The sequence below is a fragment of the Pseudomonas sp. KBS0710 genome, assembly GCF_005938045.2.
GTDB lineage: Bacteria > Pseudomonadota > Gammaproteobacteria > Pseudomonadales > Pseudomonadaceae > Aquipseudomonas.
Window position 1 is genome coordinate 3,847,872 of sequence record NZ_VCCF02000001.1, and the last position, 19,185, is coordinate 3,867,056.

Genomic DNA, 19,185 nt, shown 5'->3' on the forward strand with positions numbered 1-19,185 from the left:
TGCCGCGCTGAACCGGGAAGCTGGGAGGGTCATTCACCGCACGGAGAGTACCCGCCTTGGATTGGCCCACCCTGCTTACCCGCGAACGTCTTGGAAAGCCCCTGCACAGCCCGGAAGAACTCGGCCGTAGCCCGTTTCACAAAGACCACGATCGGATTATTTTCTCCGGCGCTTTCCGCCGCCTGGGCCGCAAGACCCAGGTGCACCCGGTGTCCAGTAACGACCATATCCACACGCGCCTCACCCATTCCCTGGAAGTCAGCTGCGTCGGCCGCTCCCTTGGCATGCGCGTCGGCGAAACCCTGCGCAGCGCCCTGCCCGACTGGTGCGAGCCAAGCGATCTGGGCATGGTAGTGCAATCGGCTTGCCTGGCGCATGACATCGGCAACCCGCCGTTCGGGCACTCGGGTGAAGATGCCATTCGCCACTGGTTCCAACAGGCCGCGGGACGCGGCTGGCTGGACGACATGAGCAGCGCCGAACGCAACGACTTCCTGAATTTCGAAGGTAATGCCCAAGGTTTCCGGGTGCTCACCCAGCTGGAATACCATCAGTTCGACGGCGGCACACGCCTGACTTACGCCACCCTCGGCACTTATCTCAAATACCCTTGGACTGCCCGCCACGCGGATTCATTGGGCTACAAGAAGCACAAGTTCGGCTGTTATCAGAGCGAGTTGCCGATCCTTGAGCAGATCGCCCATAAACTCGGCCTGCCGCAACTGGAAGAGCAACGCTGGGCGCGTCACCCGCTGGTCTACCTGATGGAGGCGGCCGACGATATCTGCTACGCCTTGATCGACCTCGAAGACGGCCTGGAAATGGAGCTGCTCGACTATGCCGAAGTCGAGTCGCTGCTGCTCGACCTGGTGGGTGACGATTTGCCCCAGACCTACCGGCAACTGGGCCCGGCGGACTCACGCCGGCGCAAGCTGGCGATCCTGCGCGGCAAGGCCATCGAGCACCTGACCAATGCAGCGGCACGCGCCTTTGTCGAGCAGCAGGACGCCTTGCTCGCCGGCACGCTGCCAGGCGACCTGGTGGAACACATGCATGGCCCGGCCAAGCGCTGCGTGCTGGACGCCAAGGACATGGCGCGCAAGAAAATCTTCCAGGACAAGCGCAAGACCCTGCACGAAATCGGCGCCTACACCACCCTGGAAATCCTGCTGAACGCCTTTTGCGGCGCCGCCCTGGAGCAGCATGGCGGGCGCACGCCGTCGTTCAAGAACCGCCGCATTCTCGACTTGCTGGGCAACAGTGCGCCCGACCCTGCGTGGCCCCTGCACGCATCGTTTCTGCGCATGATCGACTTTATCGCCGGCATGACCGACAGCTACGCCACCGAAATGGCAAGGGAGATGACCGGGCGTTCCAGCCCCCAGTGAAACATCAGGTCATGCCGCCTGCGTCCCGTACAGACTTTACCTACGACGGGAACAGAGCGGCCTGATCGAATTCGCACATCCGCTCGAGGAATAATCGCGCACGCTTCTTGCGAACCTGACACGCAATTCCTACGTCACGTCCCTCTGACTGAGCCATGTGCCTTCTATGCCCATACCCCGTCTTCGAATCCTATTGGTGGAGGATCATCCCTTTCAGCTCCTGGCCACTCAGTGCCTGCTCAAAAGCTTCGGTTTCGAGCAACTGACCCTTGCGGAAAATGCCGAGCAGGCGATCCGCTGGATGTCTTGCGCCACCCGCCCCTTTGATTTGATGTTGTGCGATCAATGCCTGCCTGATCTGCCTGGGCTGGAACTGATAGACATTGCCAGCCGCCAACACTTCATCACCGGCGCCATCCTGTTGAGCGGGCTGCCCGCAACAGAGTTGTCCAACCTGACACTCCAGGCCCGGCAGCGCGGCCTGCCATTGCTGGGTTACTTATTGAAGCCCCTGAATAAAGACGCACTGGCAGAATTGATTGCGCCACTGCTCTCGTTATAAATGCAGGACTATAAACACTGTTCACGGGTAAACAATCGCCGCAAGAACAAGGTTGGATCCCTGACACCGCTCCAGGGCTTACTGATTCAACTACTGCTTACATCCGACGACACGAAGCCTTATCGAACGGTAGGTCGTTACCTTTTATTATGTAGGAATTCTCCTGTTTTATATCTACTCCCCCCAACGCTCGTCCTCCTCCCTCATCTTCTGAGCTAATGTGCCCGCTTTATTTGCACTTGCATGGAATATGATTATGAACACGGTTTTTATCATTGATGACCACCCGGTTATCCGGCTGGCGATTCGCATGTTGCTGGAACACGAGGGTTATAAAATCGTTGGCGAAACGGACAACGGTTGTGACGCGATACAAATGGTTCGCGAATGCCTGCCCGACCTGATCATCCTGGACATCAGCATTCCGAAACTCGACGGCCTCGAAGTGCTCTGCCGATTCAACGCGATGAACACCTCGATGAAAACCTTGATCCTGACGGCCCAGAGTCCGACGTTGTTCGCCACCCGCTGCATGCGCTCGGGCGCAGACGGTTATGTGTGCAAGGAAGGCGACCTGAGTGAATTGCTGAGTGCCATTCGTGCAGTGCTGTCTGGCTACAATTACTTCCCCAGCCAGGCACTCAATTCCAATGGCGCCGACAGCAAGGATGCACAGGAACTTGAACTGTTCAAGGCCGTGAACGACCGGGAACTGATGGTATTGCAACTGTTTGCACAAGGCCGCACGAACAAAGAAATCGCCAAAGGTATGTTTCTAAGTAACAAAACAGTAAGCACTTACAAAAAAAGGCTGATGCAAAAACTTAAAGCCAAGTCCTTGGTAGAACTTATCGAGATGGCAAAACGAAACGCGCTAGTGTGAGAAAGCGGATGCCCAGGCGTATAAAGGACTATCTGATTATATTATTGGCCGGCATGTGCTTGAGCACGACCGTGCCCGCGGCCCCTCAAATCGGACCGGAACACTTCACCTTATTGAGCCGCGCGGGTACCGTTCAACTCGATATTCAACTGGATAAGACCCAGCGCCAGTGGCTACAGTCCAAGCGCGAGCTGGTACTGGGCACTTCGGCACCCGACTACCCGCCCTTCGACCTCACCTCCAGCGGTCGCGACTATGAGGGCCTGACCGCCGATTATGCAGGGCTGCTGGCCAAAGCCATGGCCTTGCCCGTCAAGGTGTTGCGTTACCCGACACGTGAGGCTGCGATAAACGCGCTGGAAGCCGGCGAAATCGACCTGCTGGGCTCCTCCAATGGCTTTGAGGCGGCCAACCCTGAACTCATCCTCTCGCGACCTTATGCGGTAGACCAGCCGGTGCTGGTGACCCGCGAAGGCGAAACACGCAGCTTGAGCGAGGGCCTGGCTGGCCTGCGCCTGAGCCTTGTCTACCACTACCTGCCGCTGAGCGAAGTCGAAAAGTTGTACCCGCAGGCGGACATCCGCGCGTTCCCTTCTTATCAAAACGCGCTGAATGCCGTGGCTTTCGAGCAGGCGGACGTGTTCCTGGGGGACACTATTTCCACCCATTACATGATCAACAAGGGCTACCTCAAAAATGTCCACATGGCCAACTTCGGCAAGCATGAAGCCTATGGCTTCACCTTCGCGTTGCGCCACGATCAAGCTGTCTTACTGAGCATCGTCGACGCGGTGCTGAGCGCCGTCCCTATCAATGAGCGGGACAACATCGCCAAGCGCTGGAGCGCCGGCAGCGACATCTTGCTGACCGACAAGAAACTGCAACTGACCCAACGTGAAGAGCGCTGGCTCAAAGACCATCCGGTGGTCAAAGTCGTGGTCAATGAGACATTCGCGCCGTTGACGTTCTTCGATGCCGACGGCAATTTTCGCGGCATCACCGCCGACCTGCTGGAACTGATCCGCCTGCGCACCGGCCTGCGTTTTGAAGTGCAGCGCAGTCGCGAAATCAGCACGATGATCGAGCAGCTCACCGAGGGTAAAGCCGATGTCATCGGGGCCATTGTCCCCAGCGCCGAACGCGAAACTCAGCTCAGTTTCAGCCGCCCCTATCTGGAAAACTCCTATGTCCTGCTGACTCGCAAGGAGCCCGATGCAGCCGCGAACCTGGAGCAGATGGCAGGCAAGCGCCTGGCAATCACCCTGGGCAACCCGCTGGAAAAAACCTTGCAAGAGGACTTCCCGCAGATTCGCCTGGTGGAAGTCAGTGATACCTTCAAGGCCTCGGAAATGTTGGCTCAAGGGAGTGTGGACGGCGCGGTGAACTCACTGGTCATTGCCAACTATTTCCTTGCCTCCCAGGTGTTCCAGGACAAACTGCAGATCAGCGCCAGCATCGGCACCCTGCCCGCCACTTTCTCCATGGCGACGCCACGCAGCGCCGTCGAGCTGAGCTCAATCCTGGACAAAGCGCTGCTGAGCATCGCCCCTGAGGAAATGGGCGTGATCAACAGCCGCTGGCGCGGTTACACGCCCGCCTCCGACAGCTACTGGCGCAATTACCACCAACTGATTGCGCAGATCATCATTGGCACCGGCTTATTGTTGCTGATCTCCCTGACCTGGAACGCCTACATGCGTCGCCAGATCAAACATCGCAAGATGGCCGAGCGTGCCCTCAATGACCAGTTCGAGTTCATGCGCGCACTGGTCAATGAAACGCCGCACCCGATCTATGTGCGTGATCGCAAGGGCCTGTTGCAGACCTGTAATGACAGCTACCTGCAAGTGTTCGGGGTCAAGCGCGAAGAGGTCATCGGCAAGAGTGTGGTGCAAATGGACATGGCCCTGGCCCCCGAGGCCGCGCAGTACCACGCCGACTACCAACGGGTAGTGGTGGAAGGCACTCCGCTGATCCTTGATCGCACCCTGCACATTCATGGCAAAAAACTCACGATCTACCACTGGATCCTGCCTTATCGCGACTCGGACGGCGAAGTCCAGGGCATCATCGGTGGCTGGATCGATATCAGTGACCGGCGCCAACTGTTCGACGAGCTGCGCACCGCCAAGGAACGCGCCGATGAAGCCAACCGGGCCAAAAGCACCTTCCTTGCCACCATGAGCCATGAAATCCGCACGCCGATGAATGCCGTGATCGGGATGCTGGAGCTGACCCTCAAGCGCGCCGACCAGGGCCATCTCGACCGCCCGGCGATCGAAGTGGCCTACAACTCGGCCAAGGACTTGCTGGAGCTGATCGGCGATATCCTCGACATTGCACGCATCGAATCCGGCCGCCTGAGCCTGGCTCCCGAGCGCGTTAACCTGCGCGAAGTGATCGAATCGGTGGTGCGCGTGTTTGACGGCCTCGCCCGCCAGAAGACCCTCAGCCTGTTGCTCGAATTCGACCCCAACTTCAACAACACCGCCGTGCTGATAGACCCGCTGCGCTTCAAGCAGGTGCTGTCCAACCTGGTCAGCAACGCGATCAAGTTTACCGAGCGCGGGCAGGTCAAGATCAAGGTGCAGGTGCAAGCCACCGAGCACCCCCAAGAGGTGCAAATGAAGCTGGTGGTCGAGGACACGGGCATCGGCATCAGCCGGGAGGACCAATCGCGCCTGTTCGAACCCTTTGCCCAGGCGGACAACTCCGGGCACCTGGCCAGGAGCGGAGCGGGCCTGGGGCTGGTGATCTGTCGCAGCCTGTGCGAGATGATGGGCGGGCAACTGAGCCTGAGCAGCGTGCCGATGGTGGGCACTCAGGTACAGGTCAGCTTAAGGATGACCTGCCTCAAGCCCATTGAAGCGTTGGACGAGCTCAAGTCTCAGGCGCCGACCGCCGCGGCGGTACTCAATGTACTGGTGGTGGACGATCATCCGGCGAACCGCTTGCTGATGTGCCAGCAATTGGGCTACCTGGGGCACCAGTTCACGGCAGCCCAGCATGGCGCCGCCGGGTTTCAGGCCTGGCGCCAGGAACACTTCGACCTGGTGATTGCCGACTGCAACATGCCCGTGATGAATGGCTATGAGTTGAGCCGTTCGATCCGTGAATACGAGCAGCGAGAGCAACAGGTGCCCTGCGTGATCCTCGGTTTTACCGCGAATGCCCAACCCGAGGAAAAACTTCGCTGTGCGCAGGCGGGCATGAACGACTGCCTGTTCAAACCCATCAGCCTCACTGCACTGGAGCAGCATCTGGCGCAAATCAAACCGCAATCCAGCGGCCAGCGGCTGGACCTCGATTGCCTGGACGCACTGACCGGAGGCGACCCACACCTGAGCCGCCGCCTGCTGGAGGAGCTGCTGAGCAGCAGCCGTCAGGACCGCGAGGAGCTGGTGGCCTTGATGGCCCGCCAGGCGGCGCCCCAGGCCATCATTGAGCAAGCCCACAAGATCAAGGGCGCCGCGCGCATCGTCCAGGCAAGTTCATTGGCCGCGCAATGCGAAGCGCTGGAGCAAGCCTGTGCCCGCAACGAAGAGCGCCCCACGCTCGACGCGGGGGTCAAGGCCCTGGAAAAACTCATGCTGGAGCTGGAGAGGACCCTGCAAGTGCAGCTCCATAAGCTGGACAGCCAATAACGGTGGCCAGCCCTCTCCTGCAAGGTCAGCAGTCGGTCAACCGCAGGAAAATCGCGGCCAACTGCTCGATGCCCGCCTGGTCCTGCTCGCTGAAACGGGCCAGCGACGGGCTGTCCAGATCAAGGACACCCACCAGCAGGCCATCCTTGACCAAGGGCACCACCAGTTCACTGTTGGAAGCGCTGTCGCACGCAATATGGCCCGGGAACGCATGCACATCTTCCACCCGCTGGGTTTGCCGCGATGCCGCCGCCGCGCCGCACACGCCACGCCCGAAGGGGATACGCACGCAAGCGATCTGGCCCTGGAACGGGCCAAGCACCAGTTCTTCATTGCGATTGAGGTAGAAGCCCGCCCAGTTCAAGTCGTCCAACTGGTTGAACAGGAACGCCGAGAACTGCGCACTGTTGGCGATAAAGTCACGCTCATCGGCGAGCAGCGATTCCAGCTGCGCGCAGAGCATGGCATAGCCATCGAGGCCGGTGCCGGCCTGTTGCAAATCGATCATGGTTGACGCTCCAACAACTTCAGACCCACCCAGTAACGGGCAAATTGATACGCGCAACGGCCGTTGCGATTGCCACGCCCGGTGGCCCAGCGCACGGCCAGGATGTCGAGGGCTTCATCACGCTGCCACTGCAAGCCGGCCTTGCTGGCCAGTTCGCCGATCCAGTGTTCAACCACATCCAGGAAATGTTCCTGGCTGAACGGGTAGAACGACAACCACAGGCCAAAACGGTCGGACAAGGCGATTTTGTCTTCCACTGCCTCACTGGGGTGCAACTCACCGTCCACGCGCTTCCAATTGTCATTGTCGCTCTGGTTTTCCGGCACCAGGTGACGACGGTTGGAGGTGGCATACAGCAACACGTTTTCCGGCGCTTGCTCAAGGGAGCCGTCCAGTACGCTCTTGAGTACGCGATAATCGCCCTCACCCGCTTCGAAAGACAGGTCGTCACAGAACAGGATAAACCGCTGCGGCAGCTTGAGCAGTTGCTCGACCACACGCGGCAGATCAGCCAGGTGATCGCGCTCGATTTCAATCAGGCGCAAACCGGCCTTGGCATGCTGGGCCAGCAAAGCGCGCACCATGGAGGATTTGCCGGTGCCACGCGAGCCCCACAGCAACGCGTGGTTGGCGGGCAGGCCATCGAGAAACTGCTGAGTGTTGCGCGCCAGTTGCTCACGTTGCTTGTCCACGCCGATAAGGTCGGACAGGCGCATGTCCAGGCTCACTTCCAACGGCAGCAAAAAGCCGCTGCGGCCTTCGCGCTGCCAACGGGCGGCGAGGCAATTATTCCAGTCGATGGCTTGGCGCGGTGCCGGTAACAGCGGTTCCAGGCGAGCCAGAACCGCATCGGCCCGCTCAAGAAAGGCATTCAATCGAGAATCCACGATTATTCCTCTGGCAAGTTCTTGCAAAAGATGGCGTATTGGCAACCCTGTGGCAGACCCACGAGGCTGCGTATAAAACGATTCATGCCGGCCAAGCCAAAGCCTGTGGATGTTCAGCTATGCTTGCCGGGCGAAGGGAAACGTGAAGTGGTTCAACACCCGATGGATATCAAGTTCGCCCACCGCTTGTCTTATAAACAAGCTCGATTGACTGTGCTGGTCGGTTTCGTCTTGGGAACCTTGCTCAGCCTGATCCAGATCGGCATTGATTATGCCAGCGAAGACGCCTCGATCAACCGTGAAATACGCTCGCTGATCGAAATCAGCCATAACCCTGCCTCACGAATCGCCTACAACATTGATGCCGAACTGGCCCAGGAACTGACCCTGGGCCTGTTGCACTCGCCGGCCATCACCCATGCGCAACTGGTCGATAACAATGGCGTGGTACTGGCGGATGTGAACCGGCCGCGCAAAGAGAGCGCCTACCGGCCCATCAGTGACTTTCTGTTTGGCGCCAACCGTTTGTTTGAAGACCGACTGTTCCTGAGCCATATGCCCAATGATTCCCTCGGCGTGCTGCGCCTGGACGTCGACACCTATGCGTTTGGCAGCCGTTTCCTGCACCGCGCCGAGATCACCTTGCTCAACGGGTTCGCCCGCAGCCTGTTGCTGACCGGCATTCTGCTGGGGTTGTTTTACGTGATGCTGACGCAACCGCTGGTGCGCATTATCCGTGCTCTCAGCACCAGCAAGCAGGCCCGCCTGGATTGCCCACCAGGCCACGAAAACGATGAAATCGGCGTGCTGGTGAACGTCGCCAACCAGCAATTCGAAAACATGGAGACCGAAATCCAGCAACGGCGGCATGCCGAAGACCGCCTCACCGAGTACCTGGGTCAACTGGAAGATATCGTCTCGGCACGCACCCTGGAGCTCAAGGCCAGCAACCAGCGCTTGAGCCAGTCCAACGATGAACTCGAAGCCGCCAAATTGACCGCCCTGGCCATGGCCCAGGCGCGCGCCGCGTTCCTGGCCAATATGAGCCATGAGATCCGCACGCCGCTCAATGGCTTGCTGGGCATGATCGCGCTGTCGCTGGACAGCCCGCTGAACGCCGAACAGCGCCAGCAGCTGTCCATCGCCCACGATTCAGGCAAGGTGCTGGTCGAACTGCTCAACGATATCCTCGACCTGTCGAAGTTCGACGCCGGCCAGTTGGAGCTCGAACGCATTCCGTTCGACCTCGGCTCATTGGTGGAAGACACCGCCAACCTGCTGTCGCAGAACGCGGCGCCGAGTGTCGAGTTGACCTGCCTGATCGACCCGCTGTTTCCTGCGCAGGTGATCGGCGACCCGACACGGGTACGGCAAATCGTCAGCAACCTGCTGTCCAATGCGTTGAAGTTCACCCGCTTCGGCCGCGTGGATGTGCGCCTCAGCGCCGAGGATGGCAGGGTAAAAATCGAAGTCTGTGACACCGGCATCGGCATTGCCCAGGAAGCCCAGGTGAAGATATTCCAGCCGTTTACCCAGGCCGGTGCGGGTATCACCCGCCAGTTCGGCGGTACCGGGCTGGGGCTGGCGTTGACGCATAACCTGTGTGAAGCGATGAAGGGCCGCTTGAGCATCAGCTCGGAAGTCGGTTTTGGCAGCCAGTTCTGCGCCGACCTGCCGCTGCCCACACATTTACCGGCCGCACGACAAGCCACACTGCAGGGCGAAGTCATCGCTATCACCAGCGCCGGCAGTGGCCTGGCGGAATTGCTCGGCACCTTGCTGCCGCCTTGGGGGTTGGCGCTGCGCTGTTACTCCCAGGATGACGACCTGACCGGGCTGAACCCCGACCTGCTGATCACCGATTGCCCGGAGTGCCTGTTCCGCCTGCGCCCCGGGATCAGCGCGCCGATCCTGCTGGTGACCGCCTATGGCAACTTCATGCCCAGCGAAGAAGTCGCGGCCCTGATGCCGCTGCAGCAACAGGCACGCCCGTTGAGCCGCAATGCGCTGTACCAGATTCTGCAACGTAACCTGCGCAGCGAGGCGCAACTGATCCTCGACCCTGTCCAGATGGAAGCCGTGCCCCTCGCCCATCGCGCGCGCATCCTTTTAGTGGAGGACAACCCGGTCAATCAACTGGTCGCCAAGGGCATGCTCAGCAAGCTCGGCTGCGCAGTGATTGTGGCTGCCCATGGCGGCGAGGCGCTCAAGTTGCTGGAGGAGCAGCGCTTCGACATGGTGCTGATGGACTGCAATATGCCGGTGATGGACGGCTACGAGGCCAGCCGGCAGATTCGCCGCAGCGGGCGCTGGCCGGACCTGCCTATTGTCGCCCTGACCGCCAACGCCCTGGCGGAAGAACGCGAGCGCTGCCGGGCGGCGGGAATGGATGATTACCTGGCCAAACCGTTTCGCCGTGAAGAGCTCAAAGCTCTGCTGGACCTGTGGGTGCCGACCTCGACAAGCCTTTGATCTGGGCCAGCAACTGGTCCAGGCCATCGCGCAAGGCCTCGGCCTGATTCAGGTCGACGCCGCTGTCGCATAACAGCCGGGTTTTCAACGCATGGGCCTGGTCTCTCAGCTGCAAACCCGCCTTGCTCAAACTCAGGTGCATCTCACGCTCGTCCAAAGTGCTGCGCTGACGCTTGACCAGCGCCAGCTGTTCCAGGCGCTTGAGCAGCGGCGTCAGCGTGCCAGAGTCGAGCATCAGGCGCTCGCCCAGGGCTTTGACCGTGGGTTGTGGCGGGAGGGTGGCGTGCCACTCCCACAGCACCAGCATCGCCAGGTATTGCGGGTAGGTGAGGCCCAACTGATCGAGCATCGGCCTGTAAGCTCGCGTCACTGCGCGGGACGCGGCATAAAGCTTGAAACACAGCTGGTCGTCCAGGGCCAGGGACACGTGGGGCAAGTCGGTCATTTGAGCAGGGCTTCGATCTCTTGGGTCAGGGCTTCGGGCTTGGTGGTCGGGGCAAAACGCTTGACCACCTTGCCATCACGGCCGATCAGGAATTTGGTGAAATTCCACTTGATGCGCTGGGAGCCCAGCAGCCCCGGCGCTTGTTTTTTCAGTTGCACGAACAGTGGGTGGGCGTCGCCGCCATTCACGTCGATCTTTTTGAACAGCGGGAAGCTGACGCCGAAGTTCAGCTCGCAGAACTCGGCAATCGCCCCTTCGTTGCCGGGCTCCTGCTTGCCGAACTGATTGCAGGGAAAGCCCAGCACCACCAGACCTTGGTCCTTGTACTGCTGCCACACCTGCTCCAGGCCTTTGTATTGCGGGGTGAAGCCACATTTGCTGGCGGTATTGACCACCAAAATGGCCTTGCCGGCAAAGTCGGCCAAGGTCTTTTGCTCACCCTTGATGGTGGTGCACGGGATGCTTAGCAGGTTGTCGCTCATGGCAGCGTCTCGGATACGGGAAAGAACTGCAAAGATAGTAGGCAATTCAATTGTGTGCAATTTAATTGACCAACATAACACCTGATACGAATGTGGGAGCGGGCTTGCCCGCTCCCACATTGGATGGTGCTATCGGCCCTAGCGTGGAACGAGGTCCAGGCACACCGAGTTGATGCAGTAACGCAGGCCGGTCGGCGGCGGGCCGTCCGGGAACACATGCCCCAGGTGCGCGTCGCACTTGGCGCAGGTAACTTCGGTGCGGATCATGCCATGGCTGACGTCACGGATCTCGACCATCGCACTGTCGGCAATCGGCGCGTAGAAACTCGGCCAGCCGCAGCCGGAATCAAACTTGGTGGTGGAATCGAACAACGGCTCATTGCAGCAGATGCAGTGGTACACGCCGTCGGTCTTGGTGCCATTGTATTTGCCGCTGAAAGGTCGCTCGGTGCCTTTGAGACGGCACACGTTGTACTGCTCCGGATCGAGCATCGCCTTCCATTCTTCAACGGTTTTCTGCAACTTTTCCATCGATACACCTCGGCAACTGAAAAACCCTGATCTGTGTCTTTTCCATGGATCAGGCGGCACGTATGATTGCGCCTCTTCAAAACGCCAGTCTGGCACCCGCGCTACCGGCATTCAAACGTATTTATGGGTGCGGGCCCCGCAGGTTTCGCAGTACGGTAGTGTCCACGCCGTCTGGATCGTTCATTTTCAGGATCACATCGCCATGCAGGTCAGCAAATCGAACAAGCTCGCCAACGTCTGCTACGACATTCGCGGCCCAGTGCTCAAGCACGCCAAACGCCTGGAAGAGGAAGGCCATCGCATCCTCAAGCTGAACATTGGCAACCCGGCGCCCTTTGGTTTCGAAGCGCCGGACGAAATCCTCCAGGACGTGATCCGCAACCTGCCGACAGCCCAGGGCTACAGCGACTCCAAAGGCCTGTTCAGCGCGCGCAAGGCGGTGATGCAGTACTACCAGCAAAAACAGGTTGAAGGTGTCGGCATCGAAGACATCTACCTGGGCAATGGCGTGTCCGAGCTGATCGTGATGTCCATGCAGGCCTTGCTCAACAACGGCGACGAAGTGCTGGTACCGGCGCCCGACTACCCGCTGTGGACCGCTGCCGTGACCCTGGCCGGCGGCCATCCGGTGCACTACCTGTGCGATGAAGGCGCCGACTGGTTCCCGGACCTGGCCGACATCAAGGCCAAGATCACCCCGAACACCAAGGCCCTGGTGATCATCAACCCGAACAACCCCACCGGCGCCGTGTATTCCAAGGAAGTGCTGCTGGGCATGCTCGAACTGGCGCGTCAGCACAACCTGGTGGTGTTCTCCGACGAGATCTACGACAAGATCCTCTACGACGACGCCGTGCACATCTGCACCGGCTCCCTGGCGCCGGACCTGCTGTGCCTGACCTTCAATGGCCTGTCCAAGTCCTACCGGGTGGCGGGCTTCCGTTCCGGCTGGATCGCCATCTCCGGCCCCAAGCACAACGCCCAGAGCTACATTGAAGGCATCGACATGCTGGCCAATATGCGCCTGTGCGCCAACGTGCCGAGCCAACATGCTATCCAGACCGCCCTCGGCGGCTACCAGAGCATCAACGACCTGGTCCTGCCCCAGGGCCGTCTATTGGAACAACGCAACCGCACCTGGGAACTGCTCAATGCAATCCCGGGCGTCAGCTGCGTGAAACCCATGGGCGCGCTGTATGCCTTCCCGCGCATCGACCCGAAAGTCTGCCCGATCCTCAACGACGAGAAATTCGTGCTCGACCTGCTGCTGTCGGAAAAGCTGCTGGTGGTGCAGGGAACGGCGTTCAACTGGCCGTGGCCGGATCACTTCCGCGTGGTGACCTTGCCGCGTGTGGATGACCTGGACATGGCCATTGGTCGCATCGGCAACTTCCTCAAGTCCTATCGCCAGTAATGTAAAAGTCGCTGTACGACCGCCATTCGGTCGTACAGCGAGTATCTGGCAACACTTCTCTAGCCTGCCTCCCCTCCTCGCTTGCCGCTGCACACCACGGACCGGTCAGCCCCCTGTAACCACAGGGCGCGAAGGCATGAGCGTGGTGATCACGAACGCCTTTTCAGGTCAGAAATTCCCTTCAGGGCTCTACATTGATGCTGTAGGACACAGTTTGAAATAGTCGCTCGGTTGAATCACCCCAGGCCGCACCTTATATACCCCGCAGTACGCGACATATTAAGCATGAGGAGAATTCTACAACCATGATGCGCATCCTGCTGTTCTTGGCCACTAACCTGGCGGTCGTGCTGATTGCCAGCATCACCCTGAGCCTTTTCGGCTTCAACGGGTTCATGGCGGCCAACGGGGTTGATCTGAACCTCAATCAGCTGTTGGTTTTCTGTGCGGTCTTTGGTTTTGCCGGCTCGCTGTTTTCGCTGTTCATCTCCAAATGGATGGCGAAGATGAGCACCAGCACCCAGGTCATCACCCAGCCACGCACCCGGCATGAGCAATGGTTGCTGCAAACCGTTGAAGAGCTGTCCCGCGAGGCCGGCATCAAGATGCCCGAGGTCGGGATCTTCCCAGCCTATGAAGCCAACGCCTTCGCCACCGGCTGGAACAAGAACGACGCGCTCGTCGCGGTGAGCCAGGGCATGCTCGAACGCTTCTCCTATGAAGAAGTGAAGGCCGTGCTGGCCCATGAGATCGGCCACGTGGCCAATGGCGACATGGTCACCCTGGCGCTGGTACAAGGCGTGGTGAACACCTTCGTGATGTTCTTCGCACGGATCATCGGCAACTTTGTCGACAAGGTGATCTTCAAGAACGAAGGCGGCCGCGGTATCGCCTACTTCGTGGCGACTATCTTCGCTGAAGTGGTGCTGGGCTTCCTGGCCAGCGCGATCACCATGTGGTTCTCGCGCAAACGCGAATTCCGCGCAGACGAAGCCGGCGCCCGCCTGGCCGGCACCGGGGCGATGATCGCAGCGCTGCAACACTTGCGCTCCGAACAGGGCCTGCCGGTGCACATGCCGGACAGCCTGACCGCGTTTGGCATCAACGGTGGCATCAAGCAAGGCTTTGCTCGCTTCTTCATGAGCCACCCGCCGCTGGAGGAACGCATCGACGCGCTGCGTCGTCGGGGCTGATGTGACACAGAAAGGGGCGATTTGATCGCCCCTTTTTTGTGGTTGCTGATAACGCCATCGCGGGCAAGCCCGGCTCCCACATTGGAACGCGTTCACTGTGGGAGCCGGGCTTGCCCGCGATGGCGATGCAATAGTCAACGCAGAGTCAGTTGATACACACGCTCCTCCAGCCGCGTCACGCCGTCCTGCACAAACTTCCAGCTCTCGCCCAGGATGTCTTGCTCTTCAAGTACAGTCAGGCTCCAACGCAAGCCCAGCAATACCCTGACTTCTTCGTCAGTCACCGCAAACGGCGGTCCAGCCTTCTGCGTCTGATCATAGTCCAGGGTGATCAGCAGCCCCTTGCAACCTGGACGCAGAAGCCTATTGAGATGCGCAGCGTATTGCGCCCGCATCAGTGGCGGCAAAGCGATCAACGCCGCGCGGTCATAGAGTGCAGTGCAATCGCTCACCGCATCGGCGTCGAGGGCGAAGAAGTCGCCGCACCACACCTCGATCAGGCCGGACGTATACACCTTGAACGCGCCCTGCTGGCGGATATGCGGCGTCAACGACTGTTCACTGAAGAAAGACTCCACCGCCTGCTGCGACAACTCCACGCCCAACACTCGATACCCAATGCTAGCCAACCAGATCAAATCCAGGCTTTTGCCACACAACGGCACCAGCACTTTCGCGCCATCCGGCAATGCCAGTTTCGACCAATGCCGCTGCAGGTAAGGGTTGACGTCGGGCAGGTGAAAGCCAATCTGATTGCGCGCCCAACGTTCTTGCCAAAACTTAGGCTCCATAAATCACCCTGAAAATTCGATCAAAAGGCGCTAAAACTTATATTAGATTTAGATCAATGATCTGATTGAAGATGGCCACATGTTAACCCTCAGGACCCGACTTATGCTCCCCAGCCTGTTTATCTCCCACGGCTCGCCCATGCTTGCCCTGCAACCCGGTGCCAGTGGCCCGGCGCTGCGCCGCTTGGCGGCTGAACTGCCACGGCCAAAGGCGATTGTGGTGGTATCGGCACACTGGGAAAGCCACGAATTATTGGTCACTGGCAACGCTGCGCCTGAAACTTGGCACGACTTCGGCGGTTTCCCCCCCGAGCTGTTTGCCGTGCAATACCCGGCGCCGGGTAGCCCGCAGTTGGCCGCGCAGATCGTCGAGCTGCTGCAAGCCGATGGGCTGGATGCGCAACTTGATGAGCGCCGCCCTTTTGATCACGGCACTTGGGTGCCGCTGTCTCTGATGTACCCGGCGGCGGATATTCCGGTGGTGCAGGTCTCCTTGCCTAGCCGCATGGGGCCAGCGCTGCAAACCCGAGTCGGACAGGCCCTGGCCAGCCTGCGTGAACAGGGCGTGTTGTTGATCGGCTCCGGCAGCATTACCCATAACCTGGGTGAACTGAACTGGCGTGCCGGACCTGAGAGCATAGAGCCGTGGGCCCGGGATTTTCGCGATTGGGTGGTGGATAAACTTGCCGCCAACGATGAGACGGCCCTGCACGACTACCGCCGCCAGGCGCCGCATGCCGTGCGCAGCCATCCCAGCGATGAGCATCTGTTGCCGTTGTACTTTGCACGGGGTGCCGGGGGTGATTTCAGCGTGGCGCATCAGGGGTTCACCTTGGGCGCGCTGGGGATGGACATCTATCGCTTTGGCTAACGAGGATCTAAATGTTGGAGCGGGCTTGCTCCCACAAGTGATCGAGTGCTGGTTCTGAAATGCCAGGCAAAAAAAATCCCCGAACCAGTCGGGGATTTTTTTATCTGCGATCAATCAGCCCAAGGGCGGATCAATCTTCGCGGTAGCGACGCAGCTTCAGCTGCTTACCGGCAACGCGAGTGTCTTTGAGCTTGGTCAGCAGTTTTTCCAGACCGTCTTCCGGCAGCTCCACCAGGGAGAAGCTGTCACGCACCTGGATGCGACCGATGGCTTCACGTGCCAGGCCACCCTCATTGAGGATAGCGCCCAGCAGGTTCTTGGCGGCGATACCATCACGCGCGCCCAGCGCGGTACGGCAACGAGCACGACCTTCAGCCAATGGAACCGGAGCGCGACGCTCACGATCACCACGGTCTGGACGGTCGCCAGTACGCTCTGGACGATCACCGCGTGGCGCGTTGTTCGGTACCAGTGGGCGTTCTTTCTCGATCGCTGCCAGGGTCAGGGCCTGACCGTTGGTAGCTTTACGCAGCAGGGCTGCAGCCAGGGCACGGGGGGTGCAACCGATATCGGCAGTCAGGCGGTCCAGCAGGTCGCCGTGGGTCGATTCAGCGTCAGCCACCAGCGGCGACAGGCTGTTGGTCAGTTTCTTGATGCGGGCATCGAGAACGGCCTGGGCATCCGGCAGGCGGACTTCGGCAACTTTCTGACCGGTTACACGCTCGATCACTTGCAGCATGCGGCGCTCACGTGGAGTTACCAGCAGCAGTGCGCGACCTTCGCGACCCGCACGGCCGGTACGGCCGATACGGTGAACGTAGGACTCTGGATCGTAAGGCATGTCAACGTTGAACACGTGGGTGATACGTGGAACGTCGAGGCCACGGGCGGCAACGTCGGTCGCCACAACGATGTCCAGACGGCCATCCTTGAGGGAGTCGATCACGCGCTCACGTTGGTTCTGAGCAATGTCACCGTTCAGCGCAGCGGCTTTGTAGCCTTTGGCTTCCAGGGCGCTGGCCAGGTCCAGGGTCGCTTGCTTGGTGCGCACGAACATGATCAGGGCGTCGAAGTCTTCGACTTCCAGCAGGCTCAATACAGCCGAGGTCTTCTGGTCAGCGTGAACCAACAGGTGAGCCTGTTCGATCGCGGTAACGGTCTGAGTCTTGGTCTGGATCTTCACGTGTTGCGGATCGCGCAGGTGGCGCTCGGCAATGGCACGGATCGACTGTGGCAGGGTGGCCGAGAACAGCACGGTCTGACGGGTCGGTGGCAGCGCTTTAAAGATGACTTCCAAGTCATCCATGAAGCCCAGCTTCAACATTTCGTCAGCTTCGTCCAGAACCAGGTGGTTCACGGTCGACAGCACTTTCTCGTCACGACGCAGGTGGTCGCACAGACGGCCCGGAGTGGCGACAACGATCTGTGCGCCGTTACGGATTGCTTTCAGTTGTGGGCCCATAGGCGCGCCGCCGTAAACGGCCACAACGGTTACGCCTGGCATTTGCTTGGCGTAGGTTTCAAAAGCGGTTGCTACTTGCAGCGCCAACTCACGGGTTGGCGCCAGGATCAGGGCTTGCGGCTCGCGCTTGGCAGGATCGATGCAGTGCAGGATAGGCAGGGCGAACGCGGCGGTTTTACCGGTACCGGTTTGCGCCTGGCCAATCATGTCCTGGCCGGCCATGATGATCGGGATCGATTGCTGCTGAATAGCCGAAGGTTCTTCGTAGCCGGTCGCAATGACGGCAGCAAGAATGTTCGGGTTAAGATTAAAAGCGGCGAAGCCGCCGGTTTCCTGGGTCATGGGTCTGCCTCTAAGTGCATCCGCAAAGACCCATGCTCCAAAGCTGCGCATGCCGTGTTGAGACTCAAGAGTCGCCCTGGCTGCTTTGTCGGCGGGGATTTGCGAAAACGAATGAATGAAAAAGATTCGTCAAGGGAGAGTCCGCTGTACGGACGTGCAGCCGAAGCTGACTTCGGGGAATTGCGCTACCTAAACGCGGCCCGGTTAAAGGCCGGCGCGCACTATACCGGAAATAGCTAAAAAAGGGAGCTTTTTTTATCCGAAAGTGCCGATATACCGCGCTGCGTCACAGTCTTTGCGCATACCCGCGCCAAGGTCTATTTTTCAAAGGCCCGGCCCTGTTGGTCACAACACTTAAACGGTTCACCTGTGCATCAAGACCCATTGGTCTAAAAACCTACCCAAGCCCCCGAGGCCACACCCGATGAATCAAGCCAGCAGCAGTCGCGTCAGCCGTGAGTTACAGGGTCATGTCCTGCTGTTGGGGCTGGATCGAGTGGCCAAGCGCAATGCCTTTGACCTGGACCTGCTCAATGAGCTGAGCCTGGCCTATGGCGAATTTGATCGAAACGACGACGCTCGTGTGGCCGTGGTATTCGCCCACGGCGAGCACTTTACCGCCGGGCTTGACCTGGCCAATGTCAGTGGCGTGATGTCGGGAGGCTGGCAACCCCCATTGGGCGGCTGCGATCCGTGGGGCGTGTTTGCCGGCCCTCGCGTCAATAAACCGGTGATCGTCGCGGCCCAGGGTTACTGCCTGACCATCGGCATCGAGTTGATGCTGGCGGCGGATATCAACCTATGCGCCAGCAACACGCGCTTTGCGCAGATGGAAGTGCAGCGCGGGATTTTCCCGTTTGGCGGCGCGACCCTGCGCTTTCATCAGATCGCCGGCTGGGGCAACGCGATGCGCTGGCTGCTGACCGGCGATGAGTTCGACGCCCATGAGGCGCTGCGCCTGGGGCTGGTGCAGGAAGTGATGGCCAGTGAAGACCTGCTGCCGCGCGCCATCGAGTTGGCCAACCGCATTGCCCGCCAGGCACCGCTGGGCGTGCAGGCGACGTTGATGTCGGCGCGCCAGGCGCGCATGGAAGGTGAAGCCGTGGCGGCGGCCGGATTGCAGGTGGTGGTGGAGAAATTGCTGAACAGTGAGGATGCCAAAGAAGGTGTGCGGGCAATGGTTGAGAAGCGGCCGGGGGTGTTCAAGGGGATTTGAACACTTTGAACTAGCCGTCGGCAGTGATGGCCTCTTCGCGAGCAAGCCCGCTCCCACATTCGACCGCATTCCAAAGGATGTACGCGTACAAATG

General features: G+C 59.8%; 16 protein-coding genes. 9 read left to right on the plus strand and 7 right to left on the minus strand.

The window, feature by feature from the left end:
• Positions 1-56 precede the first annotated feature (56 nt).
• From FFI16_RS17445 to FFI16_RS17460, 4 genes are all read left to right on the plus strand, one after another.
• Positions 57-1,388 carry a deoxyguanosinetriphosphate triphosphohydrolase gene (locus FFI16_RS17445; RefSeq protein WP_138816080.1) on the plus strand — a complete coding sequence of 444 codons (1,332 nt, stop codon included), beginning with the start codon at positions 57-59 and terminating at the stop codon, positions 1,386-1,388.
• Positions 1,389-1,554: 166 nt separating this feature from the next.
• Entirely contained in the window at positions 1,555-1,950 is a 396-nt protein-coding gene (locus FFI16_RS17450) for a response regulator (protein WP_138817426.1), read from the plus strand.
• A 256-nt stretch (positions 1,951-2,206) separates the two neighbouring features.
• Positions 2,207-2,833, plus strand: coding sequence for a response regulator transcription factor (locus FFI16_RS17455; RefSeq protein ID WP_138817427.1), 627 nt, complete (start codon positions 2,207-2,209; stop codon positions 2,831-2,833).
• A gap of 8 nt (positions 2,834-2,841) precedes the next feature.
• Complete coding sequence (locus FFI16_RS17460) at positions 2,842-6,477, plus strand: transporter substrate-binding domain-containing protein (protein WP_138816081.1); 3,636 nt, start codon at positions 2,842-2,844, stop codon at positions 6,475-6,477.
• A 25-nt stretch (positions 6,478-6,502) separates the two neighbouring features.
• On the opposite strand, the gene FFI16_RS17465 is transcribed toward FFI16_RS17460, so the two are convergent.
• Together FFI16_RS17465 and FFI16_RS17470 are read right to left on the minus strand one after the other, a co-directional pair.
• Positions 6,503-6,985, minus strand: coding sequence for a GAF domain-containing protein (locus FFI16_RS17465; RefSeq protein ID WP_138816082.1), 483 nt, complete (start codon positions 6,983-6,985; stop codon positions 6,503-6,505).
• Complete coding sequence (locus tag FFI16_RS17470; protein ID WP_138816083.1) at positions 6,982-7,872, minus strand: ATP-binding protein; 891 nt, start codon at positions 7,870-7,872, stop codon at positions 6,982-6,984. Before FFI16_RS17470 ends, FFI16_RS17465 begins: the two co-directional genes overlap by 4 nt.
• A gap of 162 nt (positions 7,873-8,034) precedes the next feature.
• Between FFI16_RS17470 and FFI16_RS17475 the strand changes: the two genes are divergently transcribed.
• On the plus strand, positions 8,035-10,344 hold the full coding sequence (locus tag FFI16_RS17475) for a response regulator (protein WP_138816084.1): 2,310 nt from the start codon (positions 8,035-8,037) through the stop codon (positions 10,342-10,344).
• Here FFI16_RS17475 and FFI16_RS17480 read toward each other — a convergent pair.
• From FFI16_RS17480 to msrB, 3 genes are all read right to left on the minus strand, one after another.
• On the minus strand, positions 10,298-10,789 hold the full coding sequence (locus tag FFI16_RS17480; protein ID WP_138816085.1) for a MarR family winged helix-turn-helix transcriptional regulator: 492 nt from the start codon (positions 10,787-10,789) through the stop codon (positions 10,298-10,300). The two genes, FFI16_RS17475 and FFI16_RS17480, sit on opposite strands and share 47 nt — an antisense overlap.
• On the minus strand, positions 10,786-11,271 hold the full coding sequence (locus FFI16_RS17485; protein ID WP_138816086.1) for a glutathione peroxidase: 486 nt from the start codon (positions 11,269-11,271) through the stop codon (positions 10,786-10,788). Before FFI16_RS17485 ends, FFI16_RS17480 begins: the two co-directional genes overlap by 4 nt.
• Positions 11,272-11,409: 138 nt before the next feature.
• A complete protein-coding gene (gene msrB / locus FFI16_RS17490) occupies positions 11,410-11,802 on the minus strand; it encodes a peptide-methionine (R)-S-oxide reductase MsrB (RefSeq protein WP_138816087.1) in 393 nt (130 codons plus the stop codon).
• Between the two features lie 202 nt (positions 11,803-12,004).
• Between msrB and FFI16_RS17495 the strand changes: the two genes are divergently transcribed.
• Together FFI16_RS17495 and htpX are read left to right on the plus strand one after the other, a co-directional pair.
• Entirely contained in the window at positions 12,005-13,216 is a 1,212-nt protein-coding gene (locus FFI16_RS17495; protein WP_017136168.1) for a pyridoxal phosphate-dependent aminotransferase, read from the plus strand.
• Between the two features lie 305 nt (positions 13,217-13,521).
• Positions 13,522-14,409 (plus strand): protease HtpX, encoded by an 888-nt coding sequence (gene htpX, locus FFI16_RS17500; RefSeq protein ID WP_138816088.1) that lies wholly within the window; start codon positions 13,522-13,524, stop codon positions 14,407-14,409.
• 134 nt (positions 14,410-14,543) lie between these two features.
• Here htpX and FFI16_RS17505 read toward each other — a convergent pair whose 3' ends face one another.
• A complete protein-coding gene (locus FFI16_RS17505; RefSeq protein WP_138816089.1) occupies positions 14,544-15,200 on the minus strand; it encodes a thiopurine S-methyltransferase in 657 nt (218 codons plus the stop codon).
• A gap of 103 nt (positions 15,201-15,303) precedes the next feature.
• Here FFI16_RS17505 and FFI16_RS17510 point away from each other — a divergent pair, with 103 nt between their 5' ends.
• On the plus strand, positions 15,304-16,071 hold the full coding sequence (locus tag FFI16_RS17510; RefSeq protein ID WP_138816090.1) for a class III extradiol ring-cleavage dioxygenase: 768 nt from the start codon (positions 15,304-15,306) through the stop codon (positions 16,069-16,071).
• Positions 16,072-16,201: 130 nt separating this feature from the next.
• Here FFI16_RS17510 and FFI16_RS17515 read toward each other — a convergent pair whose 3' ends face one another.
• Positions 16,202-17,875 carry a DEAD/DEAH box helicase gene (locus FFI16_RS17515; RefSeq protein ID WP_027606997.1) on the minus strand — a complete coding sequence of 558 codons (1,674 nt, stop codon included), beginning with the start codon at positions 17,873-17,875 and terminating at the stop codon, positions 16,202-16,204.
• Between the two features lie 424 nt (positions 17,876-18,299).
• Between FFI16_RS17515 and FFI16_RS17520 the strand changes: the two genes are divergently transcribed.
• Complete coding sequence (locus FFI16_RS17520; protein WP_138816091.1) at positions 18,300-19,091, plus strand: crotonase/enoyl-CoA hydratase family protein; 792 nt, start codon at positions 18,300-18,302, stop codon at positions 19,089-19,091.
• The last annotated feature ends 94 nt before the right edge of the window (positions 19,092-19,185 follow it).

Bases quoted from the DNA above. Each gene is read 5' to 3' on its own strand.
- FFI16_RS17450 (WP_138817426.1), top strand. From the start codon at position 1,555: ATGCCCATACCCCGTCTTCGAATCCTATTGGTGGAGGATCATCCCTTT.
- FFI16_RS17455 (WP_138817427.1), top strand. From the start codon at position 2,207: ATGAACACGGTTTTTATCATTGATGACCACCCGGTTATCCGGCTGGCG.
- FFI16_RS17460 (WP_138816081.1), top strand. From the start codon at position 2,842: ATGCCCAGGCGTATAAAGGACTATCTGATTATATTATTGGCCGGCATG.
- FFI16_RS17465 (WP_138816082.1), bottom strand. From the start codon at position 6,985: ATGATCGATTTGCAACAGGCCGGCACCGGCCTCGATGGCTATGCCATG.
- FFI16_RS17475 (WP_138816084.1), top strand. From the start codon at position 8,035: ATGGATATCAAGTTCGCCCACCGCTTGTCTTATAAACAAGCTCGATTG.
- FFI16_RS17480 (WP_138816085.1), bottom strand. From the start codon at position 10,789: ATGACCGACTTGCCCCACGTGTCCCTGGCCCTGGACGACCAGCTGTGT.
- FFI16_RS17485 (WP_138816086.1), bottom strand. From the start codon at position 11,271: ATGAGCGACAACCTGCTAAGCATCCCGTGCACCACCATCAAGGGTGAG.
- msrB (WP_138816087.1), bottom strand. From the start codon at position 11,802: ATGGAAAAGTTGCAGAAAACCGTTGAAGAATGGAAGGCGATGCTCGAT.
- FFI16_RS17495 (WP_017136168.1), top strand. From the start codon at position 12,005: ATGCAGGTCAGCAAATCGAACAAGCTCGCCAACGTCTGCTACGACATT.
- htpX (WP_138816088.1), top strand. From the start codon at position 13,522: ATGATGCGCATCCTGCTGTTCTTGGCCACTAACCTGGCGGTCGTGCTG.
- FFI16_RS17505 (WP_138816089.1), bottom strand. From the start codon at position 15,200: ATGGAGCCTAAGTTTTGGCAAGAACGTTGGGCGCGCAATCAGATTGGC.
- FFI16_RS17510 (WP_138816090.1), top strand. From the start codon at position 15,304: ATGCTCCCCAGCCTGTTTATCTCCCACGGCTCGCCCATGCTTGCCCTG.
- FFI16_RS17515 (WP_027606997.1), bottom strand. From the start codon at position 17,875: ATGACCCAGGAAACCGGCGGCTTCGCCGCTTTTAATCTTAACCCGAAC.
- FFI16_RS17520 (WP_138816091.1), top strand. From the start codon at position 18,300: ATGAATCAAGCCAGCAGCAGTCGCGTCAGCCGTGAGTTACAGGGTCAT.